Genomic DNA, 15,334 nt, shown 5'->3' on the forward strand with positions numbered 1-15,334 from the left:
GGCACACCGGTTCGGTGGTGCGGCCTACGGCCCCGGCGGCATCACCAGCCCGGCGTCGTACGCGAAGATCACCAGTTGCGCACGGTCGCGCGCCGCGAGCTTGAGCATCGCCCGCGACACGTGCGTCTTCGCGGTGGCGACCGAGATCTGCAGCTTCCCGGCGATCTCGTCGTTGCTGAGTCCACGGCCGACGAGGGCGACGATCTCGTTCTCGCGTGCGGTGAGCCCGGACAGGCGTTCCAGGACGGCGGCATCGCGGGTCGGGCGTCCGGCGAACTCTTCGACGAGGCGGCGCGTGACGCTCGGCGCGAGCAGCGAGTTGCCGTCGGCGACGACGTGCACCGCGCGACGCAGCTCATCCGGTTCGAGGTCTTTGAGGAGGTAACCGCTCGCCCCGGCGCGGAGGGCGGCGAAGACGTATTCGTCGATCTCGAACGTGGTCACCACCAGCACGCGCGTCGATGCGAGCGTCGCGTCGGCCGTGATCCGGGCGGTCGCCTGGATGCCGTCCAGGTCGGGCATCCGCACATCCATGATCACGACATCCGGCTTCAGCCGCCTGGCCAGCGAGACCGCATCGAGTCCAGTGGATGCTTCACCGACCACGACCAGGTCGTCATCGCGTTCCAGGATCGCGCGGAAGCCCTCCCGGATGAGCGCCTGATCGTCGGCGAGCGCCACACGCACCGTCATCGGGGCGACCTCGCATCAGACGGGATGGACGGGGCCGCCGGCCCGGCCGGGTTCCCGTCATCGAGCGGGAGGGTCGCGAACACCCGGAATCCGCCACCGGGCACGAACCCTGTCTCCACCGTTCCGCCGACCGCCGCCGCCCGTTCCGACATCCCTGTGAGCCCCAGCCCGGACTTGGGCGAGCCGTCGGCGGTGCTGCCGTCGGCCGTGCTGCCGTCGGCCGTGCTGCCGTCGGCCGTGGTTCCGTCGTCCGTGATCTCGAGTTCGAGCGCGACACCGGTTCGCACCAGCGAGATCCAGGCGTTGCGGGCATCGGAATGGCGGATGACGTTGGTGATCGCCTCCTGGCTGATCCGGTAGGCGATCAGTTCGATGTGCGGCGGGATGGCCCCGTCCGATTCCAGCCTCAGTTCGACGGCCAGGCCGGCGCCTCTCGCCCGGTCGACGAGGTCGCCGAGCTGCGCGAGGCCAGGCTGCGGAGATTTGTCCGGCGGGTTCTCCGCCGGGTTGCGCAGCATCTCCAGCGCGGCCCGCAGTTCGGGGATCGCCTGTCTCGCCAGCGACCGCACGGTCGTCATCGCTTGCCGCGCCCCGGCCTGGTCCGTCTCCAGCCTGTCGAGGGCCACACCGCTCTGCACCGAGATCACCGAGATGGTGTGCGCGAGCACGTCGTGGAGTTCGTGCGCCATATTCAGACGCTCCTTCGCCTGCTCCTCGCGCATGGTCGATTCGGCGAGCGCCGCCGCACTCTCGTACCCCTGGCGCACGCTGAGCCGTGACTGTCGCACCGTGGCTCCGACGACGGCGAGCCACACCATCCCGATCGCGGGTCCCAGAATCGCCCAGGACGTCCACGGCAGCGCGTGCGGCGGCAGCATCGGGATCACCGACCACAGGGCGGCGACGACCACAGCGACGACGAGCGAGCGGATCCGGGTTCCGTAGGCGGTGACCGCGTACAGGGCGGGAAAGAGTGCGAGGGCTGGCGCCTGGCCCGGGTATCCGGCGAGGTGGTATCCAGCGGTGACGAGGAGGATGGCGAACGACGCCGACACCGGATAGCCGCGCCGGAACAGCAGGGGCGCGCAGGCCGCCACGCCGAGAAGGTATGCGCCGACCGGGGAGCCGAACGCGAACGGAGAACCGTCGAGTTCCACGGCCACGCCGGCCACCGTGATGACCGCCAGGACGAGGGCGATCGCCCCGTCGACCGCCAGCACCCTGCGGTCGCGCAGCACCTCGGCCGCACCCGTGCGCGCGCTCATACGGCGAGCTTATCCGCGTGTGCGCGAGAGCGGGTCGAGCGGGCCAGCCGTGGACGGCGGTAGGCGACGAACGCGATGGCGGCGAATCCGAGAGTCCACGCCCCGAGGACGAGCACGCTCGCCCGGTCCGGCACGTCGCCCGCTGCGATGTGCCAGCCGAGGTTCGCCAGCTGATAGCTGGGCAGCGCGCGGGCGACGGCGAGCATCCCCTCCGGCAGCACGGCGGGAGGCGCGAACAGGCCGCCGAGCGCCGACATCGCGGTGTAGAGGCCGTAGCTCAGGGCATACGCGACGTCGGAACCGACCGCGTACCCGATCGCGATCCCCATGGCGGCGAACGCGATGGTGCCGACCCACATGCTCGCGACGAGCGCGATCCACTGGCCGGGACTGAGACTGACGCCCTTTACGATGGCGGCCGTCAGGCAGACCAGCACGATGGCAGGAAGCGCCATGAGCACGCTCGCGACGACCTTGGAGGCGAGCACCCGCCAGGCAGCGACGGGCATGGTGCGGAGCTGATCGAACCAGCCGACCTGCCGTTCCTCCGAGATGCGCGGCCCTGTCGTGGAGAGGACCGCCCAGATCCCTCCGTATGCGGCCATCGCGACCATGATCTCGGTGCGCGCATCCAGTTCGCCCGGCGGTGTGTGCCCACCACCGAAGATGGTGGCGAAGAGCAGGTAGAAACCGATGGGCGCGAGCAGCGCGAGCGCGAGGTATTTCGGGTCGCGCAGGATGCGGACGAGTTCGATGCGGAGGTAGCGGGTGTTCATGATTTCTCCCGGATGAGTTCGAGGAAGCTGTCGTCGAGGCTCGGCGGTGCGACTTCGAGGTCGCGCCAATCGACCGCGCTGGCCACCAGGGACCGGACAGTGCGGTCGGGGTCCGATGTGCGAAGGGTGAAGCGGTCGCCGGTGTGCACGATGTCGACGGCTCCGTCCAGCCGGGCCACGGCATCGTACGGGTCGCTCGTGCTGAGACGGACGGTGCTGGCGCCGGAGCGCGTGCGGAGTTCGGACGGGGTGGCGTCCACGGCGATCCGCCCGTCAGCCATGACCACCACGCGCTCCGCATTGTCGTCCACCTCGTCGAGGTAGTGGGTGGCGAAGAGCACGGTGCGCCCTGACGCTGCGAAGGCGCGGATCCTCTGCCAGAAGTCCGCGCGCGCCTGGATGTCCATTGCCCTGGTGGGCTCGTCGAGGAGCATGACGGCGGGGTTGGCGACCGCGACGAGTGCGAATCTCAGGCGTTGCGACTGACCGCCGGAGAGCCGATCGACGCGTCGACGCTCCACGCCTTGCAGGCCCGCGGTCGATAGGACCTCGCCGATGTCCGCGGGTTCGGGGTAGAACGACGCCGTGAGCGCGACGAGCTCACGCACGGTCACGCCGGGCATCAGTCCGGTGTCCTGCATCATCGCGGCGATCCGTCCGGCGGCGACCGCCCGGCGAGGCGTGCGGCCTTCGATGTGGATGGCCCCGGCGTCCGGGGCGATCGTGCCGAGCAGCATCCCGATCGTCGTCGACTTGCCTGCGCCGTTCGCGCCGAGGAGCGCGACCGTCTCACCCGAGTCGATGCGCAGGTCGATGCCGGCCACCGCCTCCGTGTGCCCGAACCGTTTTCGCAGTCCGGCGATCCGGATCGCGGGCTCCGGGCCAACGAGTGCCCGTGTTGCTGCCGTCAGTATCGTCGTCATGCAGCAATCGTGCGGCGGCCGCGCATCCCGTGTCGTCATCCGCGACCCGATCGCCCCTACTCAATCTGGAGTACACACGGGCGATTCGTATGCGTTCTCGTAGGGTCGGGCGGCGAGTCCGTGAGCTTCCCCTGAGGGCGATGAACGCGGCGTGAACCTTGAGCGTGACTTCCGTATCAACCCCCTGTGGGCAGGCCGGTGTCGCCACAATCGAGCCGAAGCACTCTGCCCCCGAACGGGGGCCTCGGATGAGAAGGGTTGATGATTGTGAAAATCACACGGACGACGAGCACGGCGACAGCCGCACTGCTCGGCCTGGTCCTCATTGCCGGTGCAGGCGCGGCGCCTGCGCTCGCTGACGAGAACGGCGACGGCCACGGCTCCGGCGACTCGGGACACGGCCACAGCCACGGCGCCACCGCGAAACACGTCCTGCTGCTCTCGGTCGACGGGATGCACCAGCTGGACCTCGACTGGTACGTCTCGACGCATCCCACCTCGGCGATCGCCGCGCTGGTGAAGAGCGGCACCACGTACACGCATGCCCAGACCCCCGTCCCCTCCGACTCCTTCCCCGGGATGGTCGGCCAGGTCACCGGCGGAAACCCGGGAACCACGGGCGTCTACTACGACGACACGTACAACCACGCACTGCTCCCCGCTGGAACGACGAACTGCGCGGGGGTCGCACCCGGCGCTGAGGTCTCATACACCGAAGCCGCGGACAAGAACATGAACTCCATCGACGCCGGCCAGGGTCTCACCGGCCTGCCCGGCAGCATCCTGTCGATGACGAACGCGCCGGCCACGCTGCTCGACCCCGCGGCCCTCCCTGTCGACCCGGCCACCTGCAAGCCGGTCTACCCGCACCAGTACCTCACGGTGAACACGATCTTCGAAGTGGCCAAGAGCGCCGGGATGACCACGGCCTGGTCGGACAAACACCCCGCATACGAGATCCTCAACGGCCCGTCCGGCACCGGCGTCGACGACCTGTTCACCCCCGAGATCAACAGCCAGGCCGGCGCGCCGTACACCGGCGACTGGACCCAGGACAACGCAGCGACGATCCAGTACGACGGCTACAAAGTGCAGGCGGTCGTCAACGAGATCCACGGCAAGGACCACTCCGGAACCAAGGCACAGTCCGTCCCCGGCATCTTCGGAATGAACTTCCAGTCCGTCTCCACCGCCGAGAAGCTGCCGACCTCCGATGGCCTGACCGGCGGCTACCTCCCCGGCGGCGCCGTCCCCGGCCCCCTTCTCACCAAGTCGCTCGACTTCGTGAACACGTCGATCGGGTCGTTCGAGTCCGCACTCCGCGCAACAGGACACCTCCGCGACACCCAGATCATCCTGTCGGCCAAGCACGGCCAGTCCCCCACCGACCCGAACCTGCTGAAGCGCGTCCCGGACGGCCCGATCATCGACGGCCTGAACGCCGCCTGGAAGGCCACCCACCCGAACGCGGCCGCGCTGGTCGCCTTCTCCACGAACGACGACATCATGCAGCTGTGGCTCTCCGACCGCTCGCAGGCCGCCGCCGACTTCGCCAAGCAGTACCTGACGTCGCACTCGGCCGCCGGGAACACCGTCAGCAACACTCCCACCACGGTTGCGGCCTCCGGCCTGACCACGGCGTACGCCGGATCCGAGGTCGCCCGTTACTACGGCACCAAGACCGGCGACCCGCGCATCCCGGATGTCCTCGGAATCGTGCAGAACGGCGTCGTCTACACGGGCGGAACGTCGAAGATCGCCGAGCACGGAGGCGCGACTGCGGCCGACCGCAACGTTCCGCTGGTGGTCAGCAACCTTGCCGACGGCGACCACCGCAGGGTGAACTCGCCGGTCGAGACCACGCAGATCGCCCCGACCATCCTCGCCGCCCTCGGACTCAACCCGCAGAAGCTGCAGGCCGTGAGGATCGAAGGCACGAAGGTGCTGCCGCAGCGGTAACCGGGCGGTGCAAGGCTCGTGGGAGCGGCGAAGGGGTTCGCCGCTCCCACTGGTCGTCCGGCCACAGCTCCTTCGCTGCTGAGCACTGGACTTCAAACCGGATGGGCATTCGGGATGGGCATTCGCGATGCCGGGACGCACGCCCGAGGTTGATGGCCTCACATGCCTAGCCTCAGCCGGCGACGAGCTTCCGGCGTGCTCGGACGTCGACGAGGACATCGACGTTGTCCGTCCGTTGCTCGATGGAGCCTTGGCCTCGTGGCAGCGATCGAACGTCGGGGTCCTGAATCGAATCGAGCAGTTGGGCCGCGATCGCCGGGTCCGGATGCAGATGCGGCCGGTCCCAGAAGGGGATCGTCGCACGCGCGATATCGGTCAGGCCGAGCGCGTTCTGCACGCGCACCAGCGCGTCCAGAGCAGCGGCGAGACCGCGCTGGCGGCTTTCGGCATCGTTCGCGGTCAACACGATGCGAATGGCCGGGCTCACGTCGCCAGCGATCGCAAGACCTTGGAAAAGCGATCCGAACCACTTCGCGTACGGCGGCCACCGACGCTCCAGCAGGTACGCCAGATGCATCGTCGTGTGCGCCAGCCGGGACGCGATGATGCGCGAGCCGATTTCGTCACCGACGTCGGCGGCGCGAGCCATCGCCGGGAGCTCCTGGGCGATCCGGATCCAGTCGCAGGCCAGGACATACCGCCAGATGTCGTCCGGATACCAGGCCAGCGCCGTACGCACGGATTCGAGATCCCCGCTCGGGTCTCGGAACACCGGTCCAGCCATGACCTCGAGCACGGCCTGCCCGGAGAGCGACAGCCAATCGCTGACGGAGGAGGCGTCGCGTGGGTCGAAGCCCAGCCGCGACCCAACGAACCCCGCCACCGCGCCGACCTCGACATGATGACGCGATTCGGTCTGCCCCGTGAACGCGAATCGAGTGGGCCTGCCCAGAAAGGTGTCCGGAAGTGACCGTTCGAGTTCGGCGTCCACGTGCGCCACCTGGCTCTCGGGCACGAAAAGGCTGAGGCGAAGGCCCCAGTCGTGATCTCGCGAGGTCGCGTCGTCAAGGCCGAGAACGTCGGATCCGGCACCGAGTCGGCCCGCAGCATAGGTCATACCGGGAAAGCGTGGTGCGAGGATCGGATCGATGATGTCCTCGAAGTATGCGCGCGAAAGCGCGATTCCCGTTGTCGCGTCGTCCGTCACTGTTCCCCGCCTCATTCGTACTTTTCGGATCATAGAGGCCGCGCCTCGCACAATCGACGCATCCGCGGACGTTTCTCAGTCGACCCAGACGCTGTTGACGAAGAGTGCGGTGTTGAACGCGAGAAGCACGATGCCGGCTCCGATCGCGAGCCGGAAGATCCATCGCCTGCTCGTGTCGGTCGCTGTCGTCGCGATCAGGATGGTCAGCGGGAACAGCACTGCTGTCGAGCGGGCGATCGACATGTAGGTGGTGCTCGTCATCATCGCCGCTGCTGTCAGACCGACGAATGTTGCGAAGCCCCACTGCCGCCGTCGGATCAGGACCACTAGCCCGGTGACCATCAGCGCCGCGAAGGCCAGGTCGGCAGCGTTCTGCACCTCGTGCGGCCAGGGTGGCACGAAGAGGGCTTCGATCGTGTTGAGGAGGGAGGCCCACGGCATGGTGAACGATCGGTGCCAGCCGGCGTGCTGAGCTGCGAACCAGGCCAGTGGATTGCCCGTCCATACCCAGAGCGCCGCCCAGTAGCCGAGGACGCCGGCCGAGCCGATCGCCGCCGTGCCGAGCGTCTTCAACAGAAAGGGCTCTTCGCGCTGATGCAGCCGCAGGGCGATCGTCACGGCGAGCCCGGCGATCAGGAAGACCCCTTCGACCCTGGTGAGCGAAGCCCCCGCTGCGAGCAGGCCAGCCGTCCACCATCGTCCGCGCTCGGCGCACAGCCACGCGGCGAGGGCGAAAGCGACGAACAGTGCCTCGGAGTACGGCACCGCAAGGAACAGCGCGTACGGGCCCGCAACGAATACGAGAGTCGCCGCGGCGGCGACCCTCTCGCCGTAGTGACGCTGCGCCAACCGGTACAACAGGACGGCCGCCACCAGCGAAGCGATGGTCACAACCGTTTCGAGCGCGATCGCGACCTGCTGCAGATCGGGATGCGGCGCGCCCGCCATCGTCGTCAGCAGCCGAGCCGCGAGCGGGAAGCCGGGAAAGAACGCCGTCCAGGTGGCGTGGGTGCCGGAGCCGACGTAGCCGTGCTCGGCGATCAGGGCGAAGTACCCCGTGTCCCAATGGAAAAGGAGCATCGCCGGGGACACTCCGGCCGGGCGGCCGCCCATGAGGAGGGTCACCTCTCGCGCGCACAGCGCCCAGCCGAAGATCCCGGCTTGCGCGACCGCCCAGAGCATGACCGGCACGACCACAGCCCTGGACCGCAGCCAACCGGCCAGTCGCGACCCCCGCGTGACGGAGCGTTGATACTGGCGCGCGCTGGTCATCGCCCGGCCGTCTCCTCACTCGTCCCCGCCACGGCCCCATCCAAACGAACCGACCTGCGGCGACAAGGGGAAACGGTACGCAGGGGCACTCGAAAGCACTCAGAGAGAATCGAATGCGCTCAGGAATCGAGGTCACACCCTGTCTTCGGACCGGCCTAAAATGTGGCCATGCACCGCGCGACGCGGGAATCCGGTGGCCGCACGCGAGTCCGCCTCTGGACGGTCGCGCCGGCGGGCGTGCTGTCGGGCCTGCTGTTGCTCGCGGCGTGCTCGGCGAACGGCCTTCCATCTCCGACACTGTCCCGAGTGTCAAGCACCCCGTCGCCTTCCCGTCCGACACCGTTCGCGTCCGCCACCCCGGTCCCGGTCCCGATTCCGGGAATCACAGCGTGGTCGACCTACCACGCCGACACGTCCCGCACCGGAGCGGTCGGCGCCGGCGCCTCCCTCGCCTCGCTCACCAGGGCCTGGTCCGCAGACCTGGGCGGCGCGGTCTTCGGTGAACCCGTCGTCTCGGGCGGCCGCATCATCGCCGCGACCGAGACGAACCGGGTGGTGGCGCTCGACCCCGCCACCGGGAACGTCGTGTGGTCCGACTCGCTCGGGGCACCACTGACCGATGTCGGTTCGGTGGGCGGCTGCGGGAACATCGATCCGCTCGGAGTCACCAGCACGCCGGCCGTCGACCCCGCTACAGGGACGGTGTTCGTCGTGGGCGAGGTGAGCAACGGAGCTGGAACGGTGCATCACCAGCTGGAGGGAATACGCATCGCCACGGGGCAGACGGTGCTCTCGGAGCCGGTCGATCCGCCCCTGCCCGCGGGAGAGAATCCGGTGCACCTTTTGCAGCGGGCGTCGCTGGCCCTGGCGAACGGTCGCGTCTACATTTCGTACGGCGGCAACGACGGCGACTGCGGTGCGTACCACGGCTGGGTGGTCGGGGTGAACGAGAACGGCGCGCCCGGCGTTTCTGTCTTCGAGGCGGCCCCGGACGGCCAGGGCGGGGCGATCTGGCAGGGCGGCGGTGCACCGGCGGTCGACGCGGCGGGAAACCTCTACGTGTCGACAGGCAACTCCAACCCGGACCCGCCCGCGGGCGGCCCCGACCCCCTGGAGTATGCGGAGAGCGTGGTCAAACTGTCGAGCGATCTGAAACCGCTTGCCGCGTTCAAGGACCAGTCGGCGGGCGCCGACGACGACCTGGGCACCGGCAACCCGGTGCTGCTGCCCGGGGGACTGCTGTTCGTCGCGGGAAAGACCGATACCGGCTTCCTCCTCCGCCAGTCCGACCTTTCGGAAGTAGCGTCGATCGGCGGAATCTGCGGCAGCGACCCGGACGGCGGAGCTGCCTACGATCACGCAGCGAACCTCCTCTTCGTCCCCTGCAACGGCGGCGGAATCCAGACAGTGAACCTCGACAGCGATCAGCTCGGCCCTCTCCTCCCCGGCGCGAACGGTTCACCGATCCTCGTCGGCGGGACGGTCTGGGCAGTGCAATACCCGGGTGGCACCGTCAGCCAGTTCGACGCCGCCACCGGCGCCCTGCTTCAACGGCAGAAGCTCGACGCCTCCGTCCCGCACTTCGTGAGCCCCAGCACCGCGCTCGGGCTGCTCCTCATCGGGACAGACACGGGTGTGCAGGCATTTCGTGGAACCGGCTAGGAGTCGGCCGCCGAGTCAGACCGTGTCGCTCGGCGATCACAACGTCAACAACTTCTCGACGTTCTCGTGTGCGATCTTCTCCTTGTCCGCGTCCGAGATCGGCGCGTTCTCGAGAAACGGGCGGGCGCCCTCCAACCCCATGATCGGGTAGTCGACGGCGTACAGGATGCGCTCGACACCGATCATCTGGATGCAGAGCTGCAGATCCCGGTAGTCGAAGATGCCGCTCGGCGAGATGTGGAAGTTGTCGACGAAGTAGTCGGTGATGCGTCGCTTGAGCCCGGTCACTCGCGGCGGCATCCTGTCTTCCAGTCGCGGCAGGTAGTACGGGATCAGCTCACCCCAGTGGCCGAGGATGATCTGGAGCTCGGGATAGCGGTCGAATACACCGGACAGGATCAGATGCAGGGCGTGCACGCCCGTATCGACGTGCCACCCGTAGCCGAAGCTGGAGAAGACGGCGCCGACCATCGGCGACAGCCGGGCGGTCGTCGCCGTGCGGATCGCTTCCGGCGGCAGGCCGGGGTGGATGTTGATCGGAACGCCCAGCTCGACCGCTGTCTTCAGCACAGGGTCGAACCTCTCCGCATCCAGGAACTCGTCCTCGACACGATTGGTGACGAAAGCCCCGACGAACCCGAGGTCGTCGACGCACCGCTTCAGTTCAACGGCGGCGGCTTCCGGATCCGTCCAGGGCAGCGTCGCGAATCCGGCGAACCGCCCTGGATATCGCCGAGTCGCCTCGTGCGCGTAGTCGTTCGTCTCGCGGACATGTTCCGCCCGGGTTTCCGGCGAAGAGAGCACCTGGACGTCGATCCCGGCCGCGTCCATGGCGGCCACCCTGGCATCGTCGATGGACAGGCCCCGTGTGTCTGCACCTCCGACCAGCCCGGTGTCCATCGTGCTTCCCCCGAGTGCGTTTCCGGCCGAACCCATGCTCGCCATCGCACTTGTTCCGGGAACGCTGAAGTGCTCCTCGACCGTGATGATCTTCATGCCGCGTCCTCGGACTCGGCCACCACCTCGTCTGGTTCCACGTCGTAGCTCCCCATTTGGTTGTCGGGGATGACGTACGGGGACTTCTTGTCGGCTGCGAGGTAGTTCGGTGCAAGGACGCCGGCAAGCAGGAACACTCCGAGGGCGCCAATGGACTTCGCCACGTCCCCGCCCGTGATCGGCCCCTTCGCATGAACCGCGCGGATAGTCGCGATGCCGATGGGAACGTGCAGGAAGAACGAGGTCAGGAACCCGGGGCTGTAGTGCTTATGAGCCAATCGAGGCATCAATACTCCGTGCCCGAAGGCCTGGAAGATCCCAAGCGCTGCCGCCGGAAGGGTGAGCCATTTGACTTTCGGGAAGAGGACAGGGAGCGCGTAGAACACCGAGAATCCGACGTTGGCGCACATCAGCCCCTGGGTGTTCATGGGGTAATTTCGCGGCTGGTCGCTTTTGAACATCGTGCGATTGGCCATGCCGGGGAAATAGCCAGGGTCGACGTACTCCTCGTACTGGTGAGCGGACATCGCCATCGAGTTCATGGCCGACAGCGCCCTCAGATTGAGGTCCCGCCTCTTCCCGCTGGCCACCAGGACGCTTGCGCCCCCGAGTGCCATAGCGGTGACCGCCCCAACGCGCGGCCACTGTTTGCGATAGAAATCACCTGACTTGCTCATCACACCCTCCAGTCATCTCACTTATTCGGCCATCCGGTCATCGGCGATCACAGAAGCTGATCGAGGGTGATCGGAAGATCTCGCACTCGCACTCCAGTCGCATGGTAGACCGCGTTCGCAACGGCGGCCGCTGCGCCCGTCACCCCGACTTCGCCGAGGCCGAGAATCCCCAGCGGCGATGTCGGGTCAGGCTCATCGAGGTAGTCGATGTCGATCCTCGGAACGTCAGCGTGCACGGGCATGTGGTATCCCACAAGGTCCGCGTTCATCTGCCGCCCGGTTAGCGGGTCCATTTGTGCTTCCTCCGCCAGTGCGGCACCCATGCCCATGATGATGCCGCCGCGGAGTTGACTCGCGGCCAGCTTCGCGTTGATGACACGTCCAACGTCGAAGACGCCCAGCCAGCGGGACACACGGATCTCGCCGGTGTCGACGTCGACCTTCACCTGACAGAAGTGTGCGCCGGTCGCTGGTCGCACGAAGCGCCGCCGGTCGCGGACCAGCCCGGTGATGAACCGCACCTGGGAGAGACCGTGTCCGATCGCCGAGTCGGATCCCGTGCGGACCTCCAGATACGGAAGTCCCGCCCTGGAGATCACCGAACCTGCGTGCTCGCGAGCGTCGTCCTGCGTCGTTTCTTCGTTCGTCCTGGCACGGTTGCGACGGCTCAGCCGTTCGAGGTCATGCGTGATCTGCTCGCATGCCCGCAGCATGGCGGCAGCAAGGCTGGCAGTCTGAGCCGACGCGAAGGCACCAGGACCCACGGGTTGGTCGCTGTCTCCGTGCTCGACGGTCACGGCCTCGACCGGAATCTGGAGAGCGTCGGCCACGATCTGCGCCTGCGCCGTGGCCGCGCCGACGCCGATCTCGTGGAAAGCGGAACGCACCAGCACGGTACCGTCCGCGTGGAGCCTCATCACGACGTCGGCCGGCACCTGCGCTGGCAGGTAGAACGCGCTCGCGACACCCCAGCCCACCAGCCAGCGGCCATCGCGAGTGGCGCGGGGCTGCGCGGGTCTCTCGGCCCAGCCGAACTGCTCCGCGCCGCGTTCGTAGACCGACCGACGGGCTCGGCGCGTGAAACGCTTGCCGTCGATCGGACTGCGCTCCGGATCGTTCACGAGTCGCAATTCGATCGGGTCCATTCCGAGCTCTGCCGCGAGCTCGTCGACCGCGGACTCGAGAGCGAATGAACCCATCGCCTCACCGGGCGCTCGCATGGGCGTGTTCGGCAGCATATCCATCTCGGTCGTCGCCTGCCGGAGGAGGATGTTCGCCGCCTCGTAGACGTGACCCGACTGGGCGGCCACCAGCTCCACCATCCCGCCGACCCGTCCGACGGCGGAGATGCCGGTGTGTACGAGCACGGTGAGTCGCCCATCCGGCTCTGCGGCCAGCGCGACGCGCTGCGCTGTCGGGCTGCGAGCACCGACGGTGCGGTAGACCGACTCGCGGCTCAATGCCATCCGCACTGGGCGGCCGCAGGAACGGGCAGCCAGGACGGCGAGCACCGTTCCCGGCCAGACGGAGCCTTTTCCGCCGAACCCTCCGCCGACATACGTCGCAACGACCCTCACACGGCTGGCCGGCACGCTGAAACGGAGCGCCAGGTGCCTCCGCGTCCAGTCGATGTTCTGGGTCGCGTCGTAGACCGTGAGCGAATCACCGTGCCACACGGCCGTTGTCGCATGCGGCTCCAACGCGTTGTGGTTGTGCGGTGGCGTCGCGTAGTCGTTGTCGACCTTGACGGCGGCCGATGCGAGGATGCCCTCCGGATCGCCGATCTTCGCCTCTCCGACGAAGACGATGTTGTTCTTGATCGTGACGGCGTCCGCCTGTGCCGCGATGAAGTCGGTGACCGCTGGAAACCGCTCGTACTGAACCGTGATCAACCGGGCGGCTTCGTTCGCCGCTTCCTGAGTCTCGGCAACGACCACGGCGACCGGCTGACCGTTCCAGAAGACCTCATCCGTATTGAGGTAATTGACCCGAGTGCCGCCCGCGGCGGTCCCCGCCTTGAGGTAGTTGACCTTGGGAGGCGGCGCCATCCGGGGTGCGTTCTGGTGGGTGATGATCTGGATGACACCGGGCACTGCTGCCGCAGCGCCGGACTCTATCGTGGTGATCCTGCCGCGAGCGATGGTCGAATGGACCAACGCCGCGTATGCGAGACCGGGGAAGCTGTATTCAGCCGAATACCGGGCCTGCCCTGAGGTCTTGACAACGCCATCGACTCGATCCAACGGCTTGCCGACGTAGGAGGTCGATTCTCCCGCCAGACTACGCTCCGTCGTCGTGCTCATGCCGCGCCCGCCGTTGCTGCTAGCGCCGTCAACGTGGCCGCGATGGTTCTGCGTGCGAGTTCCGACTTGAACGCGTTCTCTCCGCGGCCGTGGGCACCCGCGAGCTCGGCGTCCGCTGCTGCACGAAAGGTCTCCTCCGTGGCCGGTGCGCCGACGAGTACCCGCTCCGCTTCCACGGCGCGCCACGGCGTGGGTGCCACGCCACCGAGGGCGACTCGCGCGACCGTGATCATCCCATTCGACACCTCGAGCGCTGCCGCGACCGACACGAGCGCGAAAGCGAAAGACGCCCGATCGCGCACCTTACGGTACGTCGAATTCTCGCTCGCCGGTCGCGGGAGCTCGACAGCGACGATCAGCTCATCGTCTTCGAGAGTCGTATCCCGCTGGGGTTCATCGCCGGGCAGCCGGTGCAGCTCCCTCAGCGGGATACGGCGTTCGCCCCGAACGCTCCGCACTTCGACGACGGCATCCAGTGCCACCAATGCGACAGCCATATCCGACGGTTGGGCCGCGATGCAGTGCTCGCTCGTACCCAGAATCGCTGTGTTGCGGTTGAATCCGTCGAGAGCCGCGCATCCGGTGCCTGGCTCACGCTTGTTGCAGGCGGCCGAGGTGTCCACGAAGTAGAGACAGCGCGTGCGCTGCAGGAGGTTGCCTCCGACCGTGGCCATGTTGCGCACCTGAGCTGAGGCGCCGGCCAGTAACGCCCTGGCGAGCATGGGATAACGCTGCCGCACCAGAACGTGAGCGGCGAGACTGCTGTTTCGCACCAGCGCACCGATCCGGACGCCCCCGTCAGGGAGCTCTTCGATGCCCGTCAACGGGAGGCGCGAAATATCGACCAGAGCATCCGGATGCGCCACCCCGCGGCGCATCAGGTCGACGAGGTTGGTTCCGCCGCCCAGCGCCACGGCGCCCGGCTCGGCGAGGGCGCGCACCGCTTCGTCTGCGTCGGTCACCCGCACATACTCGAACGCCCTCATCGCTCGGCAGCCCCGGAGGACTCGGCGACCTCGCGGATGGCGGCGACGATCCCGTTGTACGCACCGCAGCGGCAGAGGTTCCCGCTCATTCGCTCCCTGATCTCGTCATCGGAGAGCTCGATGCCTGTCGCACCGATCTCCTCGGTGACCACACTCGGCGCTCCCGCGCGGTACTCGTCCAGCATCGCGATCGCCGAGCAGATCTGACCGGACGTGCAGTAGCCGCATTGGAGCCCGTCATGCTGGATGAATGCGCGCTGCATCGGATGGGGCGCTTCGTCTGTCCCGATGCCTTCGATCGTCGTGATCTGCCGCCCGTCGTACTGGATCGCCAGGGCGAGACACGACGCGATGCGCTGGCCATCGACCATGACGGTGCACGCCCCGCACGCGCCCTGGTCGCAGCCCTTCTTGCTGCCCGTCAGGCCCAGATGCTCGCGAAGCGCGTCGAGCAGACTGACCCGCGTGTCCAGTCGCATCCGGTGGCTCTCGCCGTTGACCGTCAGCTGCACATCCTGCACGCGGACCTCCCTCATCGCTCCGTGGCATCAGAATAGGACAACACCGTAGACTTACCAAGACCCCGAAACGAATCGGCGGTGCGACGGAGCTAAG

At 67.7% G+C, this 15,334-nt stretch carries 13 protein-coding genes; 2 read left to right on the forward strand and 11 right to left on the reverse strand.

Annotated features, from left to right (window positions below; translation table 11 throughout):
* Positions 1–24: 24 nt before the first annotated feature.
* The 4 genes from AC37TH_RS14975 to AC37TH_RS14990 are packed head-to-tail and all read right to left on the reverse strand — an operon-like array spanning position 25 to position 3,657.
* Positions 25–693, reverse strand: a complete 669-nt coding sequence (locus AC37TH_RS14975; protein ID WP_490765156.1) for a response regulator — start codon at positions 691–693, stop codon at positions 25–27.
* On the reverse strand, positions 690–1,958 hold the full coding sequence (locus AC37TH_RS14980; protein WP_490765157.1) for a sensor histidine kinase: 1,269 nt from the start codon (positions 1,956–1,958) through the stop codon (positions 690–692). The genes AC37TH_RS14975 and AC37TH_RS14980 overlap by 4 nt, the downstream gene beginning before the upstream one ends.
* Positions 1,955–2,734 (reverse strand): ABC transporter permease, encoded by a 780-nt coding sequence (locus AC37TH_RS14985; protein WP_490765158.1) that lies wholly within the window; start codon positions 2,732–2,734, stop codon positions 1,955–1,957. The genes AC37TH_RS14980 and AC37TH_RS14985 overlap by 4 nt, the downstream gene beginning before the upstream one ends.
* Positions 2,731–3,657: an ABC transporter ATP-binding protein gene (locus tag AC37TH_RS14990; RefSeq protein ID WP_490765159.1), complete on the reverse strand. Its 927-nt coding sequence runs from the start codon at positions 3,655–3,657 to the stop codon at positions 2,731–2,733. Before AC37TH_RS14990 ends, AC37TH_RS14985 begins: the two co-directional genes overlap by 4 nt.
* 267 nt (positions 3,658–3,924) lie before the next feature.
* Here AC37TH_RS14990 and AC37TH_RS14995 point away from each other — a divergent pair, with 267 nt between their 5' ends.
* On the forward strand, positions 3,925–5,616 hold the full coding sequence (locus AC37TH_RS14995) for an alkaline phosphatase family protein (protein WP_490765160.1): 1,692 nt from the start codon (positions 3,925–3,927) through the stop codon (positions 5,614–5,616).
* Positions 5,617–5,788: 172 nt separating this feature from the next.
* Here AC37TH_RS14995 and AC37TH_RS15000 read toward each other — a convergent pair whose 3' ends face one another.
* Positions 5,789–6,823, reverse strand: a complete 1,035-nt coding sequence (locus AC37TH_RS15000) for a DUF4037 domain-containing protein (RefSeq protein ID WP_490765161.1) — start codon at positions 6,821–6,823, stop codon at positions 5,789–5,791.
* Positions 6,824–6,898: 75 nt separating this feature from the next.
* Complete coding sequence (locus AC37TH_RS15005; protein ID WP_490765162.1) at positions 6,899–8,095, reverse strand: mannosyltransferase family protein; 1,197 nt, start codon at positions 8,093–8,095, stop codon at positions 6,899–6,901.
* A gap of 306 nt (positions 8,096–8,401) precedes the next feature.
* On the opposite strand from AC37TH_RS15005, the gene AC37TH_RS15010 reads away from it, so the two are divergent.
* On the forward strand, positions 8,402–9,757 hold the full coding sequence (locus AC37TH_RS15010; protein WP_490765163.1) for an outer membrane protein assembly factor BamB family protein: 1,356 nt from the start codon (positions 8,402–8,404) through the stop codon (positions 9,755–9,757).
* A 36-nt stretch (positions 9,758–9,793) separates the two neighbouring features.
* Here AC37TH_RS15010 and AC37TH_RS15015 read toward each other — a convergent pair whose 3' ends face one another.
* From AC37TH_RS15015 to AC37TH_RS15035, 5 genes are read right to left on the reverse strand one after another with little or no spacing between them, the layout of a single operon-like run.
* Positions 9,794–10,753 (reverse strand): amidohydrolase family protein, encoded by a 960-nt coding sequence (locus tag AC37TH_RS15015; RefSeq protein WP_490765164.1) that lies wholly within the window; start codon positions 10,751–10,753, stop codon positions 9,794–9,796.
* Complete coding sequence (locus tag AC37TH_RS15020) at positions 10,750–11,430, reverse strand: HXXEE domain-containing protein (protein WP_490765165.1); 681 nt, start codon at positions 11,428–11,430, stop codon at positions 10,750–10,752. The genes AC37TH_RS15015 and AC37TH_RS15020 overlap by 4 nt, the downstream gene beginning before the upstream one ends.
* Before the next feature lie 47 nt (positions 11,431–11,477).
* Positions 11,478–13,733 carry a xanthine dehydrogenase family protein molybdopterin-binding subunit gene (locus tag AC37TH_RS15025; protein WP_490765166.1) on the reverse strand — a complete coding sequence of 752 codons (2,256 nt, stop codon included), beginning with the start codon at positions 13,731–13,733 and terminating at the stop codon, positions 11,478–11,480.
* Positions 13,730–14,719 carry an FAD binding domain-containing protein gene (locus AC37TH_RS15030; RefSeq protein ID WP_490765167.1) on the reverse strand — a complete coding sequence of 330 codons (990 nt, stop codon included), beginning with the start codon at positions 14,717–14,719 and terminating at the stop codon, positions 13,730–13,732. The genes AC37TH_RS15025 and AC37TH_RS15030 overlap by 4 nt, the downstream gene beginning before the upstream one ends.
* Complete coding sequence (locus tag AC37TH_RS15035) at positions 14,716–15,240, reverse strand: 2Fe-2S iron-sulfur cluster-binding protein (protein WP_490765168.1); 525 nt, start codon at positions 15,238–15,240, stop codon at positions 14,716–14,718. Before AC37TH_RS15035 ends, AC37TH_RS15030 begins: the two co-directional genes overlap by 4 nt.
* Positions 15,241–15,334: the final 94 nt, after the last annotated feature.

Source organism: Leifsonia sp. McL0627 (genome assembly GCF_058244615.1).

Coding starts and splice junctions, on each gene's coding strand:
- AC37TH_RS14980 (WP_490765157.1), bottom strand. CDS start 1,958: ATGAGCGCGCGCACGGGTGCGGCCGAGGTGCTGCGCGACCGCAGGGTG.
- AC37TH_RS15020 (WP_490765165.1), bottom strand. CDS start 11,430: ATGAGCAAGTCAGGTGATTTCTATCGCAAACAGTGGCCGCGCGTTGGG.
- AC37TH_RS15025 (WP_490765166.1), bottom strand. CDS start 13,733: ATGAGCACGACGACGGAGCGTAGTCTGGCGGGAGAATCGACCTCCTAC.
- AC37TH_RS14985 (WP_490765158.1), bottom strand. CDS start 2,734: ATGAACACCCGCTACCTCCGCATCGAACTCGTCCGCATCCTGCGCGAC.
- AC37TH_RS15030 (WP_490765167.1), bottom strand. CDS start 14,719: ATGAGGGCGTTCGAGTATGTGCGGGTGACCGACGCAGACGAAGCGGTG.
- AC37TH_RS15005 (WP_490765162.1), bottom strand. CDS start 8,095: ATGACCAGCGCGCGCCAGTATCAACGCTCCGTCACGCGGGGGTCGCGA.
- AC37TH_RS14975 (WP_490765156.1), bottom strand. CDS start 693: ATGACGGTGCGTGTGGCGCTCGCCGACGATCAGGCGCTCATCCGGGAG.
- AC37TH_RS15015 (WP_490765164.1), bottom strand. CDS start 10,753: ATGAAGATCATCACGGTCGAGGAGCACTTCAGCGTTCCCGGAACAAGT.
- AC37TH_RS14990 (WP_490765159.1), bottom strand. CDS start 3,657: ATGACGACGATACTGACGGCAGCAACACGGGCACTCGTTGGCCCGGAG.